Annotated in this window: 20 protein-coding genes, 1 tRNA gene and 1 pseudogene; 10 read left to right on the forward strand and 12 right to left on the reverse strand. The window is 70.1% G+C overall.

Annotated elements, in window-relative coordinates:
- Nucleotides 1-31: 31 nt before the first annotated feature.
- Nucleotides 32-616: a helix-turn-helix domain-containing protein gene (locus PVK74_RS13580; protein ID WP_064448246.1), complete on the reverse strand. Its 585-nt coding sequence runs from the start codon at nucleotides 614-616 to the stop codon at nucleotides 32-34.
- Between the two features lie 79 nt (nucleotides 617-695).
- Here PVK74_RS13580 and PVK74_RS13585 point away from each other — a divergent pair, with 79 nt between their 5' ends.
- The 4 genes from PVK74_RS13585 to PVK74_RS13600 all read left to right on the forward strand — a co-directional run bounded on the left by PVK74_RS13585 (nucleotide 696) and on the right by PVK74_RS13600 (nucleotide 6,142).
- Entirely contained in the window at nucleotides 696-1,676 is a 981-nt protein-coding gene (locus PVK74_RS13585) for an NAD(P)/FAD-dependent oxidoreductase (protein ID WP_274479155.1), read from the forward strand.
- Nucleotides 1,677-1,734: 58 nt separating this feature from the next.
- Entirely contained in the window at nucleotides 1,735-3,582 is a 1,848-nt protein-coding gene (locus PVK74_RS13590) for a glycoside hydrolase family 15 protein (RefSeq protein WP_043329230.1), read from the forward strand.
- Nucleotides 3,583-3,783: 201 nt separating this feature from the next.
- Nucleotides 3,784-5,499, forward strand: a complete 1,716-nt coding sequence (locus tag PVK74_RS13595; RefSeq protein ID WP_274479156.1) for an ABC-F family ATP-binding cassette domain-containing protein — start codon at nucleotides 3,784-3,786, stop codon at nucleotides 5,497-5,499.
- A gap of 133 nt (nucleotides 5,500-5,632) precedes the next feature.
- Nucleotides 5,633-6,142 carry a hypothetical protein gene (locus PVK74_RS13600; protein WP_043329229.1) on the forward strand — a complete coding sequence of 170 codons (510 nt, stop codon included), beginning with the start codon at nucleotides 5,633-5,635 and terminating at the stop codon, nucleotides 6,140-6,142.
- Nucleotides 6,143-6,146: 4 nt separating this feature from the next.
- On the opposite strand, the gene PVK74_RS13605 is transcribed toward PVK74_RS13600, so the two are convergent.
- The 3 genes and pseudogenes from PVK74_RS13605 to PVK74_RS13610 form a co-directional block, all read right to left on the reverse strand.
- On the reverse strand, nucleotides 6,147-6,332 hold the full coding sequence (locus PVK74_RS13605) for a hypothetical protein (protein ID WP_222949147.1): 186 nt from the start codon (nucleotides 6,330-6,332) through the stop codon (nucleotides 6,147-6,149).
- Nucleotides 6,318-6,668: pseudogene (locus PVK74_RS31135) on the reverse strand (hypothetical protein); the annotation flags it as partial. The gene PVK74_RS13605 and the pseudogene PVK74_RS31135, both read right to left, overlap by 15 nt.
- Nucleotides 6,669-6,962: 294 nt before the next feature.
- On the reverse strand, nucleotides 6,963-8,159 hold the full coding sequence (locus PVK74_RS13610) for a helix-turn-helix domain-containing protein (protein WP_274479157.1): 1,197 nt from the start codon (nucleotides 8,157-8,159) through the stop codon (nucleotides 6,963-6,965).
- Between the two features lie 133 nt (nucleotides 8,160-8,292).
- Between PVK74_RS13610 and PVK74_RS13615 the strand changes: the two genes are divergently transcribed.
- Both PVK74_RS13615 and PVK74_RS13620 read left to right on the forward strand, forming a co-directional pair.
- The gene (locus PVK74_RS13615; protein ID WP_420800526.1) at nucleotides 8,293-8,940 is read left to right on the forward strand and encodes an XRE family transcriptional regulator; all 648 of its coding nucleotides are present in this window, start codon (nucleotides 8,293-8,295) and stop codon (nucleotides 8,938-8,940) included.
- A 108-nt stretch (nucleotides 8,941-9,048) separates the two neighbouring features.
- Nucleotides 9,049-9,606 (forward strand): hypothetical protein, encoded by a 558-nt coding sequence (locus PVK74_RS13620; RefSeq protein WP_274479159.1) that lies wholly within the window; start codon nucleotides 9,049-9,051, stop codon nucleotides 9,604-9,606.
- Here PVK74_RS13620 and PVK74_RS13625 read toward each other — a convergent pair.
- A complete protein-coding gene (locus tag PVK74_RS13625; RefSeq protein ID WP_274479160.1) occupies nucleotides 9,526-10,353 on the reverse strand; it encodes a GNAT family N-acetyltransferase in 828 nt (275 codons plus the stop codon). The genes PVK74_RS13620 and PVK74_RS13625 overlap by 81 nt on opposite strands.
- 74 nt (nucleotides 10,354-10,427) lie before the next feature.
- Between PVK74_RS13625 and PVK74_RS13630 the strand changes: the two genes are divergently transcribed.
- Entirely contained in the window at nucleotides 10,428-10,982 is a 555-nt protein-coding gene (locus PVK74_RS13630) for a hypothetical protein (RefSeq protein ID WP_274479161.1), read from the forward strand.
- On the opposite strand, the gene PVK74_RS13635 is transcribed toward PVK74_RS13630, so the two are convergent.
- Nucleotides 10,916-11,134 (reverse strand): hypothetical protein, encoded by a 219-nt coding sequence (locus PVK74_RS13635; RefSeq protein ID WP_274479162.1) that lies wholly within the window; start codon nucleotides 11,132-11,134, stop codon nucleotides 10,916-10,918. The genes PVK74_RS13630 and PVK74_RS13635 overlap by 67 nt on opposite strands.
- A gap of 121 nt (nucleotides 11,135-11,255) precedes the next feature.
- Here PVK74_RS13635 and PVK74_RS13640 point away from each other — a divergent pair, with 121 nt between their 5' ends.
- Nucleotides 11,256-11,462: a hypothetical protein gene (locus PVK74_RS13640; RefSeq protein WP_073831958.1), complete on the forward strand. Its 207-nt coding sequence runs from the start codon at nucleotides 11,256-11,258 to the stop codon at nucleotides 11,460-11,462.
- Between the two features lie 439 nt (nucleotides 11,463-11,901).
- Nucleotides 11,902-12,729, forward strand: a complete 828-nt coding sequence (locus PVK74_RS13645; RefSeq protein ID WP_274479163.1) for a hypothetical protein — start codon at nucleotides 11,902-11,904, stop codon at nucleotides 12,727-12,729.
- Between the two features lie 233 nt (nucleotides 12,730-12,962).
- Here the strand turns inward: PVK74_RS13645 and PVK74_RS13650 are convergent, their stop codons facing one another.
- Nucleotides 12,963-13,925 (reverse strand): hypothetical protein, encoded by a 963-nt coding sequence (locus PVK74_RS13650; protein WP_274479164.1) that lies wholly within the window; start codon nucleotides 13,923-13,925, stop codon nucleotides 12,963-12,965.
- 148 nt (nucleotides 13,926-14,073) lie between these two features.
- Between PVK74_RS13650 and PVK74_RS13655 the strand changes: the two genes are divergently transcribed.
- Nucleotides 14,074-14,772, forward strand: a complete 699-nt coding sequence (locus PVK74_RS13655) for a site-specific integrase (RefSeq protein ID WP_338020357.1) — start codon at nucleotides 14,074-14,076, stop codon at nucleotides 14,770-14,772.
- A gap of 65 nt (nucleotides 14,773-14,837) precedes the next feature.
- Here the strand turns inward: PVK74_RS13655 and PVK74_RS13660 are convergent.
- The 5 genes from PVK74_RS13660 to PVK74_RS13680 form a co-directional block, all read right to left on the reverse strand.
- A tRNA-Val gene (locus PVK74_RS13660) sits at nucleotides 14,838-14,909 on the reverse strand.
- An 82-nt stretch (nucleotides 14,910-14,991) separates the two neighbouring features.
- Nucleotides 14,992-15,459 (reverse strand): peroxiredoxin, encoded by a 468-nt coding sequence (locus PVK74_RS13665; protein ID WP_043329219.1) that lies wholly within the window; start codon nucleotides 15,457-15,459, stop codon nucleotides 14,992-14,994.
- 8 nt (nucleotides 15,460-15,467) lie between these two features.
- Complete coding sequence (locus PVK74_RS13670) at nucleotides 15,468-15,902, reverse strand: DUF3052 domain-containing protein (protein ID WP_013287823.1); 435 nt, start codon at nucleotides 15,900-15,902, stop codon at nucleotides 15,468-15,470.
- Between the two features lie 110 nt (nucleotides 15,903-16,012).
- Nucleotides 16,013-18,904, reverse strand: a complete 2,892-nt coding sequence (locus tag PVK74_RS13675; protein WP_420800527.1) for a transketolase C-terminal domain-containing protein — start codon at nucleotides 18,902-18,904, stop codon at nucleotides 16,013-16,015.
- Nucleotides 18,905-18,955: 51 nt separating this feature from the next.
- Complete coding sequence (locus PVK74_RS13680; protein ID WP_064448237.1) at nucleotides 18,956-19,438, reverse strand: MarR family winged helix-turn-helix transcriptional regulator; 483 nt, start codon at nucleotides 19,436-19,438, stop codon at nucleotides 18,956-18,958.
- Between the last annotated feature and the right edge of the window lie 57 nt (nucleotides 19,439-19,495).

Below are 19,495 nucleotides of genomic sequence, written 5' to 3' on the forward strand. Positions count from 1 at the left end.
ATGCCGCGGCGGGCGTGTTTACCGTCGCCGCTCAGCTCGACGCGCGGGGGCGGGCGCGCAGGTGGGCGCGTTCGCCCTGGCTGCCGAAGAGGCTGAGGAACTCCACCCCCTCGCTGTCGGCACGCCCGAACCAGTGCGGTACGCGGGTGTCGAACTCGGCCGCCTCACCGGGGACCATCACCAGGTCGTGCTCGCCGAGCACGAGCCGCAGCCGCCCGTTGAGCACGTAGACCCACTCGTACCCCTCGTGGGTCTTCGGCTCGGGCTCGGACCGGCCGCCGGCCGGGATGATCAGCTTGTACGCCTGGATGCCGCCGGCGCGGCGGGTGAGCGGCAGCATGGTCATCCCGAAGGCGGCGACCGGCCGCAGGTGGACGCGCGGGTCGCCGGTGGGCGGGGCGCCGACCAGCTCGTCCAGCGTCACGCCGTGCGCGCGGGCGAGCGGGAGCAGCAGTTCGAGGGTGGGCTTGCGGCCGCCGGACTCCAGCCGGGACAGCGTGCTCACCGAGATGCCGGTGGCGGCGGAGAGATCGGTGAGCGTGGTCTCCCGCTCACGCCGCAGCGCGCGCAGCCGGGGACCGACCGCGTCGAGGGCCTGGTCGAGGTCGACATCCATGCCCCCAGTTTGCCACATCAGCAAGAGAGTTTGCGGTTCTGCGCTTCCCCGCCGCAGTCTGGTCGCGGAGGTGGTCACGATGACCGAGCTACGTGAGGACTACGAGGTACTGGTGATCGGCGGCGGCGCGGCCGGGTTGAGCGGCGCGCTGATGCTGGCCCGGGCACGCCGGTCGGTGCTCGTGGTGGACGGCGGCGAACCGCGCAACGCGCCCGCCGACGGCGTGCACGCGCTGCTGGGCCACGACGGCGTACCGCCGACCGAACTGCTGGCACGCGGCCGGGACGAGGTCCACCGCTACGGCGGGCACCTGACCGAGGGCCGGGTCGAGTCGGTGAGCCGCGACGGCGACGGCTTCGAGGTGACGCTCGCCGACGGCCGGCGGGTACGCGCCGGTCATGTGCTCGTCGCCACCGGCCTGGTCGACGAGCTGCCCGAGGTGCCGGGCCTGCGCGAGCGCTGGGGCCGGGACCTGGTGCACTGCCCGTACTGCCACGGCTGGGAGGTGCGGGACCGGCCGATCGGGGTGATCGGCAGCGGCCCGATGTCGGTGCACCAGACGCTGCTGTTCCGGCAGTGGAGCGACGACGTGGTCTACCTGCGGCACACCGCGCCGCCGCTGACCGACGAGCAGGCCGAGCAGCTCGCCGCCCGCGGCGTGCCGGTGGTCGAGGGCGAGGTCGCGGCCGTCGAGACGGCCGGGGACCGGGTGACCGGGGTACGCCTGCGCGACGGCCGCACCGTCGACCGGGAGGTGCTGACCGTCGCGCCCCGGATGGTCGCGCGCACCGGCTTCCTGGCCGGACTGGGACTTCGCCCGCAACCGCACCCCAGCGGGATGGGCGAGTACCTGCCGGCCGACGAGTCGGGGCGTACCGAGGTGCCCGGGGTGTGGGTCGCGGGCAACGTGACCGACCTGTCGGCGCAGGTCGGGGCCGCTGCCGCGGCTGGTGCCCGGACCGCAGCGATGATCAACGCGGAACTGGTGAACGAGGAGACCCGCCGGGCGGTCGAGGCGCGGCGTGACGCGCGAGGGTGGGTGACCACGAATCCCCTCTAACCTGACAATTCTTCCCCTAGGTTGAGTCGGAGAGGGCAGTCGGAACCTGGGGGGCGACGTGAAGAGCTATCCGGCGATCGAGGATCACGGGCTCATCGGCGACCTTCAGACCGCGGCGCTGGTGACCTGTGACGGGACGATCGACTGGTTCTGCGCGCCGCGCTTCGACTCGCCCAGCGTCTTCTGCGCGTTGCTGGACAAGGACAAGGGCGGCTTCTTCCAGATCGCCCCGCACGACGTCCGGTACGTCACGAAGCAGCTCTACCTCCCCGGCACGCCGATCCTGATCACCCGGTTCATCAGCGCGGACGGCGTCGCCGAGGTGATGGACTTCATGCCGGTGACCGGCGAGCGGGTCACCGACTCGCACCGCATCGTGCGCATGGTCAACATGGTGCGCGGCAGCATGCGGTTCCGGGTGGAGTGCCGGCCGCGTTTCGACTTCGCCCGGGAGAGCCACGAGCTGGAGCGGCACCGCAACGGCTACCTGTTCCGGAGCCGGTCGGCGACGCTCGCCTTCAACCCGATCGATCCGGTGCGGCAGCTCTGGGCCAAGACCGGCGAGATCCGCATGGAGGACGGCGACCTGATCGCCTACGGCACGTTGCAGGAGGGCGACACCGGCGGGGTGGTCCTGGAGACCGGCATCGACGAGCCCAGGATCATTCCGCCGGAAGAGGTCCAGGGCATGTTCGAGTGGACCCGGGACTACTGGCGGCGCTGGGTCGAGCGCTCCCGCTACACCGGGCGCTGGCGGGAGATGGTCGAGCGCTCGGCCATCACGCTCAAGCTCATGACGTACGCGCCGACCGGCGCGATGATCGCCGCGCCGACCGCCGCGCTGCCCGAGCTGGTCGGCGGCTCCCGCAACTGGGACTACCGCTACACCTGGGTACGCGACACCTCGTTCTCCGTGCACGCGCTGCTCGGCCTCGGGTTCACCGAGGAGGTCAGCCGGTACATGGACTGGCTGGACGAGCGCATCCGCGAGGCCGGCGACCACCAGGACCCACTGAAGATCATGTACCGGGTGGACGGGTCCTCGGACCTGCACGAGGAGGTGCTCGACCACCTGGAGGGCTACCGCGGCTCCCGTCCGGTGCGGATCGGCAACGGCGCCGCCGACCAGCTCCAGCTCGACATCCACGGCGAGGCGCTCTACGCCATGCACCTCGCCGACGAGCAGGGCATCCGGGTGTCGCACCAGGTGTGGAAGAGCACCGTGCGGCTGATCGACTGGCTCTGCCACAACTGGGACCAGCGCGACGCCGGCATCTGGGAGAGCCGCCACCACCCCCGCAACTACACGTTCGGCCGGGTGATGTCGTGGGTGGCGCTGGACCGCGCCATCCGGCTGGCCACCCGCACCGGCCGGCCCGGCGACATGCACTGCTGGACCGAACAACGCAACCGGATCTACAACCAGGTCATGGCCCGCGGTTTCCACCGGGAACGCGGCAGCTTCGTGCAGGCGTACGACGAGAACGTGCTCGACGCCGCCCTGCTCTACATGCCGGCGGTCGGGTTCGTCACGCCCACCGACCCGCTGTGGTTGTCCACCCTCGAGTCGATCGAGCGGGACCTGGTCTCGGACAGCCTGGTCCACCGGTACGACCCGGTCCACTCCCCCGACGGGCTCCCCGGTCACGAGGGCACGTTCAACATGTGCACGTTCTGGTACGTCGAGGCGCTGGCCCGCTCCGGCCGGCTGGACGACGCCCGGCTCACCCTGGAGAAGATGTTCACCTTCAGCAACCACCTCGGGCTCTACGCCGAGGAGATCGCCTCCACCGGTGAGCAGATCGGCAACTATCCGCAGGCGTTCAGCCACCTCGCCCTGATCAACTCGGCGTTGGCGGTGAACGACCTGCTCGACGCCGAGGCCTCCGCCCGCCTCCGCCGGTAATTCCGGTGATCTCCGGCCCGGAGCCGGGTACTGTTTACCGCATGAGGTTCTTCGCCGCTGTCATGAAGCCCTGGTCCCTCCGCTGACGGCGGCAGGGTGACCGGCTTCTTCTGACGTACCAGCTCTGCTCCGCCGTCCCGGCGTTCCCGCCGGGCGGTGTCCTCGCGCTGCCCGGCTCCACGACGAGCCGAAGAGCGGACTGTGCACAACCTCGACAACATTCCTTCCTTCCCATCCACCTCGGGCGGTTCGCTGCCCGCCGGGCACCGGGCGCACGTGCGGGCCGACGGCGTCCGCGTCGTACTCGGCGGCCGGGTCGTGCTGTCCGACGTCAGCGTGACCGTCTCCGCCGGTTCCCGCCTGGCGGTCGTCGGCGAGAACGGCCGCGGCAAGACCACGCTGCTGCACGTGCTGGCCGGCCTCATCGCTCCCGACCAGGGCGTGGTGGAACGGCTGGGCACGATCGGCGTCGCCCGGCAGAACCTGGAGTCGCGCCACGGCGAGACCGTGGGCACGCTCGTCCGGGAGGCGATCCGGGAGTCCGAACGCGCGCTGCGGGCGTTCGACGAGGCCGCGATCGCGCTCACCGAGGGCCGGGCGGGCGCGGACGACGCGTACGCCGCCGCCCTGGACGCGGCGACCCGGCTGGACGCCTGGGACGCGCAGCGGCGCGTCGACGTGGCGCTGGCCGGCCTCGACGCCTGCCCGGACCGGGACCGGGAACTGGCCACGCTGTCCGTCGGCCAGCGCTACCGGGTCCGGCTGGCGTGCCTGCTGGGAGCCCGGATGGACCTGCTGATGCTGGACGAGCCGACCAACCACCTCGACGCGGACAGCCTGGCCTTCCTCACCGCCCGGCTACGCGACCACCCGGGCGGCGTCGTGCTGGTGACCCACGACCGCGCCCTGCTGCGGGACGTCGCCACGGAGTTCCTGGACCTCGACCCCAGCGCGGACGGGCGCCCGCGCCGCTACGCCGGGGACTACGCCGCCTGGCAGGACGGGCGCCGCCGCGACTTCGCGCACTGGGTACGCGACCACGAGGCGCAGCAGGCCGAGCACCAGCGGCTGGCCGACGGGGTACGGGAGGCGCAGGACCGCCTCAGCACCGGCTGGCGGCCGGAGAAGGGACACGGCAAGCACCAGCGCCAGTCCCGCGCGCCCGGACTGGTCCAGGCGCTGCGCCGCCGGCAGGAGGCGCTCGACGCGCACCGCGTCACCGTGCCCGAGCCACCGCAGCCGCTGCGTTGGCCACCGCTGGACACCCGTCCCGGACTGCCGATCCTGCGCTGCCACGACGTGACGGTGGCCGGGCGCCTGCGTACCCCGGTCACGCTCACGCTCGACGGCGGGGACCGCCTGCTGGTGACCGGACCCAACGGCGCGGGCAAGTCGACGCTGCTCTCCGTGCTGGCCGGTGACCTCACGCCGTCGACCGGGGAGGTCCGGCACCTGTCCGGGGCGCGCGTCGCGTACCTCGGTCAGGAGGTGCCCGACTGGCCGCCGGCGCTGCTCGCCCACGACCTGTACGAGCAGCACGTGGGCCGGTTGCGCTCCGCCGGGCGCGTCGACTCCGGCACGGCCCTGCCGCTGAGCGCGACGAACCTGCTCGACGCCGAGGCCCGGCGTACCCCCGTCGGCCGGATGTCGCACGGACAGCAACGGCGGCTGAACCTGGCGCTGCGCCTGGCCGAACGTCCCGACCTGCTGATCCTCGACGAACCCACCAACCACCTGTCGGCGCCGCTGGTCGACGACCTCACCGCCGCCCTGCTGACGACGAGGGCCGCGGTGGTCGTCGCCACCCACGACCGGCAGATGCTCCACGACCTGGCGGCGTGGCCCACGCTGTCGCTCACCGCCCCGGCGGTGCCAGGCCGTTTGGTCACGGAGGGTGATGCCCGGCCGGAAGACTGAGTGCTTCGAGCGATATGACTGAGAGGTATATTTATGCCTCTCAGTCATATCGACTTCTCGTCACCTATTCCCCACCGGGCTGGGCGCGCTGGCTACCGTGGATGTCCGGGGCAGTCGGCGAAGGAGCGGCGGGATGTCTGTCGACGGAGCGGGCGCCGGCCCCGTCAGCCGCCCCTCGCGCTACGAGGAGGTCGTCCTCGGCCTGCTACGGGGCGAGGGGGCGACCGTGCTGACAGCCGGTCTCTGGCTGCTCGTCACGTCCCTGTTCACCGCGCTGTTCCTGACCTTCGCCGGGTGGCAGGTGTGGGAGAACCGCATGCTGGAGACCAGGGGCCGGATCGGCGACGCGCAGGTGGTGCGCGCCAACTACGAAGGGCCCGGCAAGTCCCTGAACGTCGTCTACCTGTCAGGGCCGGTGGGCGCGACGGCGATCCTGGAGAACCCGGTGCACCGGCCGGCCGCGGGCGACGTGATAGCGGTCCGGTACGACCCCCGGCACCCCACCCACCTGAGGGAAGCGGACGCGCCCATCTGGCGGTGGCCGGACTTCCTGGTGACGGTGCCGCCTGCGGTGGCGGGTTGCCTCGTCGTCCCGGCCGAGTGGATGCGGTTCCGGCGGCGGCTGCGGGAGCGACGACTCTGAGCAGTCACCGCCCCTGCGGACCCGCCTCCCGGGTCCACCCGACGAAGCGGCGGTGCAGCGCGCCGGCAGGCGCCCAGGGCATGTCCTCGGAGGCTTGCACGAGGTAGGCGCCGAGATACAGAGCCAGTGACACCGGCGCGCCGGCGTACTCCGCCCGCAGCTCACGCCTGCGAGTGCGCGCACCCTCCAGGAACCGCGCGGTGATCGCCCGCACCTGCCGACTCGTCGCCCATTCCGCCTGCCAGCACGGGTACGGCGTGAGCCGTGCCCACCACGCCCGGCACCCGGCACACATGCCGTCGAGTCCCCGCACGTGTACCGCAAGGATCGTCTCCTCCGGCCCGGCGATCACTTGTCGCTCGCCTGTGGCCAGTGACCACGATTGATCGGAAGCCGATGCCGCGAATGACAGGGCAGCTCGGCTCCGCACCAGCAAACCCGTCTCCACCGCCGCCAGCACCACACCGGCCGATGCCGCCGGGCGAACGTCAACGCGGCGGCCGACAGGTACGTGTCGTACGAGACGCGGCGTTCCCGCGAGGCGTCGCCGTCCGGGGACCGTTGCCCGCCTCGCGCCTGGTTCAGCAAACGACGTCTGGCGATCTCCTGCTCCATCGCCTGGATGCGCTCGCCGAAGCCGGACACCGTCGACGGCGGAAGGTACCGACCGACGAGCCGTCGCAGGAGCCCAATGGTCACCGTCATCTGTCCGGCCCTCCGTGGTGAGGGCACGGAGGACACCTGCTGATGTGCCTATCCGCGCCCGGTGGAGATCCAGCGTCACGCCGAGCGCGTCCACGATCCAGGAGGTGACTGTCCGCTAACCAGGTGTGCTGTCCGCTGTCGATCGGCGGGCGGGGGCGTACTCGACGCACAGGTCACGCAACATCGCGGCCTCCGGCACGCCCGACTGCTCCACCTTCGCGAGCAGTTCCGCGGCTCGCCACCAGTTCGACGGCACCACCCGCCCGGACGCCACCGCCTGCGCCCCGAGCGCAACCGCCTCATCCGGCTGGTCGGCGGCGACCAGGGCAAGTCCGAGGTCGAGACGCGCCGACGCGGAACGGCGAGGACGCGCTCCCCCATCACCGTGCGGGTCCAGATCGGTCAGTACCGCCCGCGCCACCTGCTCGGCAGCCGGGTCACCGGCCCACGCCAACGTCGTGGCCATATAGGCGGCGGCCTTCGCGGGGTCGTAGCGGTAGTGATGCTCGGCCCGTTCCGGAACGGGCAGATTCGCCGTCAACCGCTCCACCCGCTCCAGCGCTCGCCGGGTGGCGGCCACATCACCGATCCGCGCCCACGCGCGAGCTTCCTGGGCAGTCGCCTGAATCCTGGCCGAGCTGCCTTTCGGCGCGACCCGCTGTGCTTGATGAGACAGATCGAGTGCCGTCCGGTAGTCACCTTGCGTCAACACGTCCCAGGCCCGGGTCTCCAGACACCACGCCTGGATCTCCGCATGCTCGGCGTGTTCGGCAAGCTCACGAGCAGCACGCAGATGGGCAGCCGCCGCACCGCGCTGCCGCAGGTCGATGTGAACGGTGGCCCGCAGCACCGCCAACCAACCGCCCGCAACCAACAGCCGACGCTGCTGAGCATGCGTGACCCGTCCGTCCAGCAGCCGCACCACATAGGCCAGATGTCGCCGCACCAGCGGCAACAGATCCTCCGGCGCCATAGTCGGATAGGAGCTGGCGAGGTCGTCGACGCCCTGCTCGATCCGTTCGAGCACCTCACCGCTGACATCACTGGCGGCAACCCTCGCCCGCAACTCGCCCGCCTCGGCCGCATGGTCGATCGGCGCATCGACCAGCCGAGCAAGCACACCTCCGGCGTCGAGAATCCGGTCCAAGTGGCGCGCCGTGTCGACAGTCGGAGCCTTGAGCCCTGCTTCCAGCTCGTGCAGATGGCTCTTGCTTCGATGGGCGAGCTGCCCGAGGGACCGAAGCGACAGACCACGCCGCTCCCGAAACTCGCGCAGAGCTGCCCCGAAGCGCGGATCGACGGAGGAAGCCATAGCCCAGCTCCAAGCTCAAGAGGCCCGGCGAACTCACCCGGCCGCCATTCTGTCGACCGTACCCCGAAACGCCGCTCGTCGATGATCTACGAGCCACGCACCAACGGTGACACCACTGCGACACAGCGCTATCGTGTCGCTCATGGCCGCTCCCGACACGGCCCTGGGCGCCCTCCATAACGGGATGCGCATGAACCAGGACGACTTCGCACGCGCGCTGGAGGTCGTCACCGGCCTGCCCATCTCACTGCTCGGCTTCGCCGCGGTGCCCGGTGGGCACGTGGCCGACGACCCGCAGGGTGGCCACGACCTGACCTCACCCGTATCGAACCTGGCCACGCCGACGCCGGCTGCCAAGCCCAGCACGGCGCACAGGTCGTACGAGGGCGTGTGGCTCAGCCGCTACCAGTACTACTCCAGCGGACGGGAGGAGTCCTTCGCCGGACAGCACTTCGTCGTCCTGCTGCAGCACGGCGACAGGCTGACCGCCCGCAGCCTGCCCGGATCGGCGTCCTCATCTCTGTCGCTGGACCTGACCGTGGACGGTGCCGTTGTCACCGGCACCTGGGTGGAGCAGACCGACCCGGCCGGCTACTACCGGGGTGCCCACTATCACGGAGCGATCCAACTCCTGGCCGAGCCGACGGGCCGGCGGATGGCCGGAAAGTGGGTCGGGTTCGGCAAGGACATGGACGTGAACACCGGCCCGTGGGAGCTTGTCTTCCGCGACGCCTCGACCTCCAAGGCGACGCTGGACCGGTACAACACCTCAGCGACATAGCGCCGTGGCCTTGTTCTGGCGCCGACTACTCTGCACTCGGGGTACAACACGGCACGGCGTCCGGATCCAGCGGAACGCCCGGTGCCCACGACACAACAGGAGAGCGCTGTGACAGTCCGCGCCACGGGCCGGCCACTGACCCGGCTGGAAGCCGCCCAGGCGCAGGCGGAGCACGTACTCGGTCCTCGCAAGGCGAAGCGGATCGCGACGTTTGGCAACGGCGGCCTGTACGTCCGGGCCGGCACCGGGGCACAGATCATGGCCTGGCTCGTCGACTTCACGGTGTTCCTGTTCGGTGTCGGGGCGGGCGTCGTCGCCCTGGCCCTGGTGGACCGTGCGGTCACCCTGTCCGACGACTTCGCCGCCGGGGCGAGCCTCTCGTTGCTCGTGGTGGTGCCGCTGCTCTACGGCCTCTGCTACGGCAACGGCCGGGCGCTCGGCGCGCTGCTCACCGGCACCCAACTCGTAAGGGCGAAGGACGGCGGCCGGATCGGCCTGAAGGCGTGCTGGGCGATGCTGGTCCGGACGCTGTTGATGCCGGTGCTGGTCGTCGTGCTGGTGGTGACCGCGTTCAGTACCGGATCCTCAGACGCGCCCGGTTCGCTCGTGCGGACCACCATCGACCCGGACGCCACCCGGCGGCTCCACGACACGGGCATCCGCTGACCCGTCGCGCGGCCGCCTCCCGCGGGCGGACGCCGCCAGCTTGATGCTCACCTGGGCTCCGAGCTCACGGAAGCCGAGCCGGCGAGCGAGCCGTCGTGAAGGCTCGGGACGTGCGCGCCACTGCGGCAGCAGTCGGTTCGCAAGCGCCTCCGCCACCGCCGCGGACGCCACCGCACGGGCCAGTCCGCGGCCTCGGAAGTGGGCGCTGGTCAGCACACAGAGATGAGCGACCGCGTCTGGCCAGTTGTCGTACCCCGCCGCCGCCACCACTCGTACGCCGTCCCGGACGACGAACACCGGAGAGGTGATCTCACCGATCCCGCTCTCCGCGAGGTCATCCGCGGAGACGTCCGCGACCAGCCGATCGAGGTCCGGGTGCCCCGGTGACAACCGGGCCACCTCGGCGGTCGCCGGCTCCGGCCGGAACTCACGCTCGTCGAGGTACGCCAGCGAGGCGGGACCGAGCACGTCCACCACGCCGCGCTCCCCGTCCCACCGCCCGTCCTCGACGGCCGACCGGAGTGGCCGTCCCGTGAGCGATTCGCGTAGGAACCGGGCGGCGGCAGCGTCCGGCGCGGTGGCGATCCCTGATCCTCCCAGCACCACGATGCCGGCCCAGGCCGGCGGGCACAGCCGCGACCCGGCGGAGACGACCACCCGCACGCCGTCCGCCGGGAAGCTGGTGGCGACACCGGCGAGGCCGGCCCAGAGATCCTGTACGCGGTGCGACACATCCGATCGAGCCATCGACGCATTGTCCCGGGCTGCCGTCACGACCGCTGTCCGGCTGCACGCCCCGCGCACCGCCTAGCCTCTCGGGGATGGAGCGACTGCGCGACCTTGCCGTCCGGCTGGCGATGGACGAGCCGGTCGGCGACGACCTGGCGATGGCAGCCGCGCATGCTCTGGCCCGTGGTGTCGACTCGCCGAGCCTGCGGGGGCTCGCCGGTCTGTCGAAGGGCCAGTCCCGGGAAGCCGTCGACCTGTTCCGGCAGGCGATGGAGGAACTCGGCTCGCCGGTCCCGGACGAGAGCGGCGCCCGGCTGCACCTCATGCGGGCGGCAGCGGCGAGCATCATCGACGGAGAGGGCGATCCCGAGGACCTGGCGCACGAGATCTACTGGCAGTCGTCCTACTTTCCCTCGGGAAAAGCTGCGCGAGGTGGGCTACCGCTTCCTCCACCTGTACGCCGATTGCGGCGCAGCGCCGGATCAGACGGAGGAGGCGGTGGCGGCCATGAAGGAGGCGGCACGGTCGTTCCTGCACGACCATCCCGCCTGACCGCACCGTCGCTGTCGTGGCGCAGTGCTCAGAGGGCAAACGGCTCGTACGCGAGGGCTTCCGCCACCACCTCCTCATCGGTCAACTCGGGCTGATTGAAGAACATCAGGGTGATGACGTGCGGGCAGCGCAGGATCCGCTCCAGCTCCTTGAGCTTCGCCCCCGTCTCCTCGTCAGGAGTGGCCGGGTCGCGCAGTTCCTGAACGAGGGCCAGCGCCCTGCCCCGCGATGCGTCGTCCAGTTCCACAGCCCCGGAGGGTACGGCTCCGGGCCTGATCTGCGGCAACTCGTTCACGTCGAGGCGCCCTGGGACCAGCCTTGACCGGCTGCGCACACTGAGGGCAGGCATCTCACCCAGGGAGGTCCAAGTGCGCTGGCTCATCGTCCTGATCATCATCGCGGCGGCCGTGGCCGCGGTCGCACTGTGGCGCCGTACCCGGCAGACACCAGTCGACGGCGGCCAGGTGCGTGACCTCCAGGCATCCGCGGAGGCCCGCCGCAGGCTCGACGACCATCGGAACCGGACGGACGGCGGCAACACCGGCAGCGGTGGCGTCGGTGGCTGGAGCGCCTGACCTCACGGCAGGTCAGCTCAACGGGCGACTCGTGCTGTCAGCGCACCGGGCCCCTGTTCATCTGCTGGTGGGCGCGGCAGGTTTCGAACCTGCGACCCCTCGCTTGTAAGTTCTGGGCGCTCCGTCCAGTCGGATCCGTCCGCGTCCGCGACCTCGGACGGCTGCCTGCGTCCGGCCGCCGACGGTCACCCTCATCTCGTCACATTGCTGTCACCGTTGCTGTCAGCGACCTCAACGCGAGCACGATCAGGTCCGGCGATGAGGTTCCTTCCCGAACATCACCGTGGGCGCAATGCCCAAGGCTCGCCAAGGTCATCGCCTGCCATTCACCCGAGCTGGGTCAGCGAGGACCTGCGGCGTGTCTGCAGGAGGTTGCGGACCAGACCTACGCTGGCACAGCGACCTGGAGAGCTGTCAGCACCCCGTGGAGGCTGGAACTGTGCGATGGGCGGAGCTGGCGATCAAGCTACTACAGGTGGTCATCTGGCCAGCAGTCGTCGTTACGCTGGGGATTCTGCTTAGGCGCTCAATCCCTGACTTAGTCTCTAGGATTCAGCGAGCCGACACCCCCGTAGGCAGTATTGAGTTCTTCGAGAAGCGCGACCAGGTCGATGAGCTTGTTGCAGTTGCCGCTGAGATGCTGCCCCGAGAGACGGCGGCAATAGATGATCGCCCAGGGGAGCCGGCAGCCACATTCTCAGATGGTTCCGAGGGAATCTCTTTCACGCTTCCTGATATCAACGATTTCGGCGTAAGCTTTTCGCGCATGAGACACCCCGCGCAAACCCGGAGTACTATCGAATTCGGCGAGCGCGTACTAGAGCACGGGATACCCAACCCTCCACGCCTTTGGGAAATGTGGGCATCAATTGAGGGCCCCATCTCTCCCTCGCCAAAGACTCTCGACCGCTTAGCTTTCGAAATAGAGAGTTACCTACTCAAAGTTGGAACACTGTTTGGCTTCAACCAGGTGCCGGCTAGACGCGTCTTGAGAACGATATCGGCAGAGTATGGCGGTACCGCATGGACCGTTTTGGCAGACGCAATCGCAGGATTGTTTGCAATGATCGATTTAGCTCGAAATTCCGACGATTTGCAATCAACCAAGGTTGTTGCCCTTTTCAAAAGCACGCATGGCGTCGTCAACGCAATCTATACTCTTGTTTCCCAACTGGCTGAGATGGCGGCATCGTGGGCGCTATCCACTCGCGAGCTGAATGGCTCTCCCGACGAGGCTAGCGCGAAGAACGATGCCGAGCGCGCTTAACCGATAGACAGTCCGCCATCCCGATGCCCCTATGGACGTCAGGCTTGCCGGACCTTCCGCCTGCGAAGCTGACTACTTAGTCCCAAAGGAACTACCGGCCGTCGATGAGCTGCTTCTGCATCAGAGCTGAGCTGTCCAAACGGTCCATCGGCGTCCGGCGTCGCTCGTGTCCATCGTCACCCAGCTGGTCACCCAACCCGGTGTCAGGCGTTGAAGCGGAACGGGCAGGTGGGTTACCGGTCACGGAACCAATCCTCGTCTGGCTCATAGTCCGAATATGGGTCATTATTGGGCTCAAGCTCGATCTCCATAGGGTAGTCAAATTCAGCCAACTCCTCCTCTTCTAATTCAAGTTCGCAGACCGGACATTCGAAGATTGCAGGGTAAGCCGTCCTCGACGCAAAGGCGTACTGAGTTCCGTCATCGTCATATTCGACTTCCGGCTGACCTTCATCAACGTGACAGACCAGCCATCCTTGCTGTTTACAGGCAGGACACTCTTGAGGCTCGTTGTGGTCAGCAATAGTATATGGGCTACGACGAGACAGGGCGGCAAGAACGACTGCCCTGCCTGCTACATCAAGTCCGGAGACCAGGCTAGCGAATCGCCCTGCAGCGGCAGCAATCTTTGCGGCGACAATGCGACGAACCTCGCTCTTGGCTATGTCAAGGATCTCATCAACTACTCCAACTGCGTGACTACCCCAGTATTCATTACGCTTAAGAGACAGGGCGGCTAGCAATCCGTCCACGAGACGACACATCACCGCAACGGCCGCGCGCAACTCGTCCGGCAGGACCATTCCCATATGGGCAGCTGCATTCCGAACCCGCAACACTACCTGGTCAGACTGCAAATTGAACGGCAAGGATGGATGCAGATGTTTGGCAATTTTTAGAGCCTCCAACGCGCCAACCGTCTTCATCTCAGCGATTCGAGCAGAGGCCAGGTTCGCATTTCCGGAAAGAATGAGAATCGTATCCCGGTCGCCTTTTTCGGCCAGCAGGCCATGTTCAACGCTGGCAATAAATGCTTTGGCAAGCAACTCCACAGCGCAGCCCGCACTGACGGCCGCCTGAGTCAGCCCGTCTTGGTCATCATTTGCGAACAACTCGATGGCTTGTCTCGCATGATGCCTAGCAGACAGGGCAAGCACCTGCTTTAAACGATCATGTTCAACTACATGTTTTCCCACCGGCCACCAGGTACCTCGGGCCGCACCTGGCCCAGCCAAGTATCTAGTTCCCCAGCTTTCAACAGTCATACAGGTCCAATTCGCATGTCGGGCCTTACCTAGGAAAAGGCCAGTGCATCTTGAAACGCCACGAAGCTCCCATTGTGCGGTGCCATCCTCACTGTCTGCCGTCGACCCGCCCTCCTGGGAGCGGGCCACCGCCCGGCCCGCCACGTCAAGACGGCCTAGACGCACGGTCGGACGCTGGCGGGTCGGGCGGTGGTCTGCTCGGCTTGCCCGGGTCGATGGCAGACGGCTCCACGCGCTGTACGTGGTGGCCGCGACTCTCGGACTGCGGCGGGGAGAACTGCTCGGGCTCCGCTGGTCGGACCTTGACCTCGACAACGGCACCGCCACCATCGGGCAGACAGTGCAACGTGCTGGCGGCGACCTGCGCCTACAGGACACCAAGACCGAGGACTCGGACAGCATCCTCCCGCTGCCCGACTGGACCTGGTTGGCGCTGCTCGACCAGCAGGAGCGCCAGCGCCGGGAACGTGATCGCCTCGCCGAGGTCTGGCAGGATCACGGCCTGGTCTTCCCCTCCGAGGTCGGTACCCCAATGGAACCGCGCAACCTCAACCGACACTTCGCCGGCCTCCGGGAGAAAGCCGGCTGCCACGAGGTCCGGCTGCACGACCTGCGGCACACCGTCGTCTCGCTGCTGATGGAGTTGGGCGTCCCGCCGCACGTCGTCCAGGCCATCGCCCGGCACGCCGACGTGAAGATCACGCTGAAGGTCTACTCGCATGCCAACCTCGACGCGATGCGTCAGGCGCTCGGCAAGCTCGATGGACGGCTGTCATAGACCCTGTTGCTGTCACCGCCCCGAGGAACGATCTTCTCGGGGCGGTTTCTGCTGGTGGTGAAGGGTGGGCGCGGCAGGTTTCGAACCTGCGACCCCTCGCTTGTAAGGCGAGTGCTCTCCCACTGAGCTACGCGCCCGGAACGCCCGTACGGCGGGCCGGAGCGGCCAGCTTACCTGCCCGCCTCCGGCCCGGTCGAACGACGTACCTGGGTGTGGGACTCAGGCAGCGGCGGCCTCGGCCAGCGCCTTGCGCCAGCCCTGCTGATCGCGCGCCTCGCCGGGCATGTTCATCTCCGCGAAGCGGACCACGCCGGCCTTGTCGATGACGAAGGTGCCCCGGTTGGCGATGCCCGCGACGTCGTTGAAGACGCCGTACGCCTGGGCCACCGCGCCGTGCGGCCAGAAGTCGGCGAGCAGCGGGAACTGGAAGCCCTCCTGCTCGGCCCAGATCTTGTGGGCGTACACGGAGTCGACGCTGACGGTCAGCACCTGGACGTCGTCGTTGGCGTACTCGTCGAGGTTGTCCCGCACCTCGGACAGCTCGCCCTGGCAGACGCCGGTGAACGCGAGCGGGTAGAAGACGAGCAGCACGGTCTTGCGGCCACGGAAGTCGGCGAGCCGTACCTCCTGGTTGTTCTGGTCCTTGAGCAGGAAGTCGGGCGCTTCGGCGCCAACCTCGACGGGCATGTGCGCTCCTACTTCTTGCTCTTGGAGCCGCGCCGCATGACCAGGCGGGCTCCGCTCCAGTCGCGGCCGGCGTTGATGGTGGAGGTCTGCTGGAGGCCGGCGGTCTGCGCGCTCTCCGCGACCTCGCTCGGCTCGACGTGGCCGTCGCGGCCGGCCTTCGGGGTCAGGAGCCAGACCACGCCGTTGTCGGCGAGCGGCCCGAGGGCGTCCACGAGGAGCTCGAAGAGGTCACCGTCGCCGTCGCGGTGCCAGACCAGAACCGCGTCGACCACCTCGTCGGTGTCCTCGTCGACGAGTTCCCCACAGCGGTCGGTCAGGGCGTCCCGGAGATCGGTGTCGACGTCGTCGTCGTAGCCCATCTCCATGACGACCATGCCCGGCTCGATACCGAACCGGTCCGCCAGGCTGCGTACCCCGTCGGCCTGGCCAGCGGTCGCGCTCACTGTCGCGTGCCTCCTCATCTATCCCTGCTCGTGGCGTCGGGTGACACCGTCGGGCCCAGTCCACACAGTTGCGGCTCGCCGCGCAAGTGGCGCACCGGGTGGAACGGAATTTACCGTGCCAGCAGCGTACGGGCACCCTGGGTGATGGCTTCCTCGGAGACCAGAACCTGACGAGCGGCCGGACCTAATGGTACAAACGAGTCAAGTCCGGCCACACGGCGCGCGGCGCCGACGTACCCGGTGTCGACGAGCGCGGACACCACGCCCTCGCCCACCCCGCCGGAGCGTCGCGTCTCGTCCACCACCAGCACCCGGCCGGTCGCCGAGGCCTCCCGGATGATGTCGGCCACCGGCAGCGGGGCCAGCCAGCGCAGATCCACCACCCGGCTGCCCACGCCCTCCGCGGCGAGGGTGGCCGCCGCGCGCAGCGACATCCGCACCCCGCTACCGAAGGTGATGATGGTGAGGTCCTCGGCCGAGCCGATCCCGTAGACGCGGGCCCGCCCGATCGGCACGTGCCGGTCCGCCCAGGCGCCCGGCTCGGCGTACTCGGCCGTCCACTCGCCGTCGCCGTCGGCGTAGAGGTCACGGGCGTCATAGAGCGCGGCCGGCTCCAGGAAGACGCAGACGCTGCCGTCCACCCGGGCCGCGGCCAGGCACGTACGCAGCATCGGCGCGGCGTCGTCCGGCCGCGCCGGCACGGCGACCACGAGCCCCGGTACGTCCCGCAGCACCGCCACCGAGTTGTCGTTGCGCGCGTGGCCGCCGAGCCCGTCCTCACCCGCCAGCGCGGCCACCCGCACCACCATCGGGTTGCGGAACGCGCCCCGGGAGAAGAACCGCATGGTGGCCGCCTCGCTGCGCAGCTGGTCCTCGGCGCTGTGCAGATACGCCAGGTACCGGATCTCCGGCACCGGCAGCATCCCGGCCAGGCCGGCGCCCAGCCCGAGTCCGAGGATCGAGGTCTCGTCCCGTGGCGTGTCGAACACCCGGGCCGCCCCGAACCGGTCCCGCAGCCCCTCGGTCACCCCGTGCGCCCCGCCGCCGGCGGCCACGTCCCGGCCGAACACCGCCATCCGAGGGTGGTCGAGCATGCCGTCGGCGAGCGCCGCGTTGATGCTCTGCGCCAGCGTCAGCGGCCCGGTCAGCTCCGGCGGTTTGCCGCCGAACGCCTCCGCCCGCGCCCCGGCGCCCGGCCCGGCCGCCCGCTCCGCCGCCTCGGCCACCGCCCGGGCCACCCGGACCGGCCGCCGCGGCGCCAGCTCCCGCACGACGTCGACAGCGGACGCCAGTTTCGGCTCGTCCAGCGCCTCCTCGGCGATGCGGCGCAGCTGCCAGCCCCGCTCGTCGTACCGGCTGAGCAGCTCCTCGCCCCCGGCGTACCCGGAGGTGACCAGCAGCCGCGCGGTGGCCAGCAGCGGGTCGCGGGCCGCGTCGCCCTGGCCCATCAGCCGGACCGCGCCCAGGTGCAGCACGGCGGGCCGGCGGTGCCGGCGCACCCAGGCCGCCGCCTCCGCCGCCACCCGGTAGCTCTCGGCCACGTCCGTGCCGTCGGCCGCGAAGTAGCGGATGCCGGGCCGGGACCGCAGCGTCGTCGCCACCCACCCGTCGGCGGAGCCACCGCTGTCCTCGCAGACGAACAGCACCGGGATACGCAGGCCGGTGTGGTCGTACCAGCCGGCCGTGTTGAGCGCGGCGGTCACCGTGGCGTGGTTGACCGAGGCGTCGCCGAAGGAGCAGACCACCACGGAGTCCGCGGGCCAGGCCGCCGCTTCCGGCTCGCCGTCCGCGGGCCGGGCGCCCCGGCGCAGCCGCTCCAGCGCCAGCCCCAGACCGACCGCGCGGGGCAGGTGCGAGCCGGCGTTCGCGGCGGTCGGCACGACCGCGAGGTCGGCGCGGCCGAAGAGCTTCTGCCGGCCGCCGGCGGCCGGTTCCTCCACGGACGCGACAATGCCGCGCAGCACGTCGCGCGCCGCCGCCGCGAACGCGTCGTCGGGCGCGAGCTGTGGCAGATCGGGTACGCCGACAGTCGCGCCACCGTCCGCGTCCACCACGATCGCGGGCGCTCCCGCAGGAAGGCTGCCCGCCTCACCTCCCGCCCCCGGCCGTTCGAGATCTTGGTACGAAACGGCCCCTATAGGGGCACTTTCGTACCAAGATCTCTCCGGTTCCCGGAGGGTGGAACGTTGCTCCTGGGAGGTGGGATTGATGTGCGCATCCTGGCCGGTGCCGCGCTGGGCGGGCAGGTCGTGCGATTCGTGCACGGCGGCCGGCAGGGCCGGGGCGGCCGCCGGGTCCGGGATGACAGCAGACGGAGCGGGGGCGACAGGCGAGGAGGCGGGGGTGGCCCGCTGCGCGGAGGATGCGGCCGGCCCGTCGGGCGAGACGCCGCTCGAGGTGCCGGGGACGGCACCGGACGAGCCGTGGACCTCGGCGCGGGCAGCGGTGCCGGGCGAGCCGTCGGCGGCGGTGCCGGGCGAGCTGTCAACGGCGCTGCCGGGCGAGCCGGCGGCGCCAGCCGGCGGAGCAGCACTGGGCGAGCCGTCGACGACGGTGCCGGGACCAGCATCGGGCGAGGCGTCCACGGCGGCGTCGGGATCGGCCTCCGGGGCGGGTGTCGGCGGGACGGGCGGCGGCGGGGCGGTGGGGAAGGCGCCGGCGGCCTGGGCGGCGCGCAGGCAGTAGAACGCCCCGGAGCGGTGGTGCAGCAGCGCGGGGTCGGTCGGCCGCAGCGCGGCGGCCACGGCGGCGTTGCCCTCGTGCCCCGCCGACTCGATCGTGTGGTACCCCTCACCGAAGCCGTGCAGCCACTGCCCGGCCAGGTCGAGCAGCCGGCTGGTCAGTTGCGCGTCGAACAGGGCCAGCACTTGCGCCCCGGTCAGCGGCCCGCCGTCGGGCAGTCGCTCGCCCAGGTCGCGCCGCTTCTCGGGCGCCCCGAGCGCGGCCAGTTCGGCCCGGAGCCGGTCGTCGAGATCGTGCGGGGTGGTCACGTCGGACAGCATTACCGACTCGGGCCCGCCGCGCCCAGTCGGACACGTTCCGCCCGGCGTGGCTCAGACCTCGCCGCACTCCTCCGGACAGCCGCCGTCGGAGACCTTGAAGACGAGTTCACGTAGCGCGGCCAGTTCGGCGGTGCTCAGGTCGTCGAGCAGCCGGGGGTCGGACATGACGTGGGCGACCCGCTCGCGGACCTCCCGGCCGCGCTCGGTGACCACGAGCGCCTTCTGCCGCCGGTCGGCCGGGTCGGTGCGTCGTTCCACCAGCCCGGCCCGCTCCAGCCGGTCGGCCAGGCCGGTGACGTTCGACCTGTCGCAGCCGAGCTGCTCGGCGAGGTCGCGGGCCGGCAGCGGGCGGTCCGGGTCCAGTTGGTGCAGCGCGCGGGCGGCCGCCGGAGTGAGCCCCAGGTCGGCGAACGCCTCGTCCTGGTGGTGGCGCAGCGCGGCGGCGACGTGCAGGATCCGGCGCACGGTGTCCCCGGCCAGGCCCGGCCGGTCACCCGGGCCGGGCTGCTCAGCGGAGACAGTGGAGTGCGCCATCGGTCGATTGTACGTGACCAGTCAACAATTGACGTACTCCACTATCTGCGCCGTCGT

Source organism: Micromonospora chalcea (assembly GCF_028768405.1).
Classification (GTDB): domain Bacteria; phylum Actinomycetota; class Actinomycetes; order Mycobacteriales; family Micromonosporaceae; genus Micromonospora; species Micromonospora chalcea.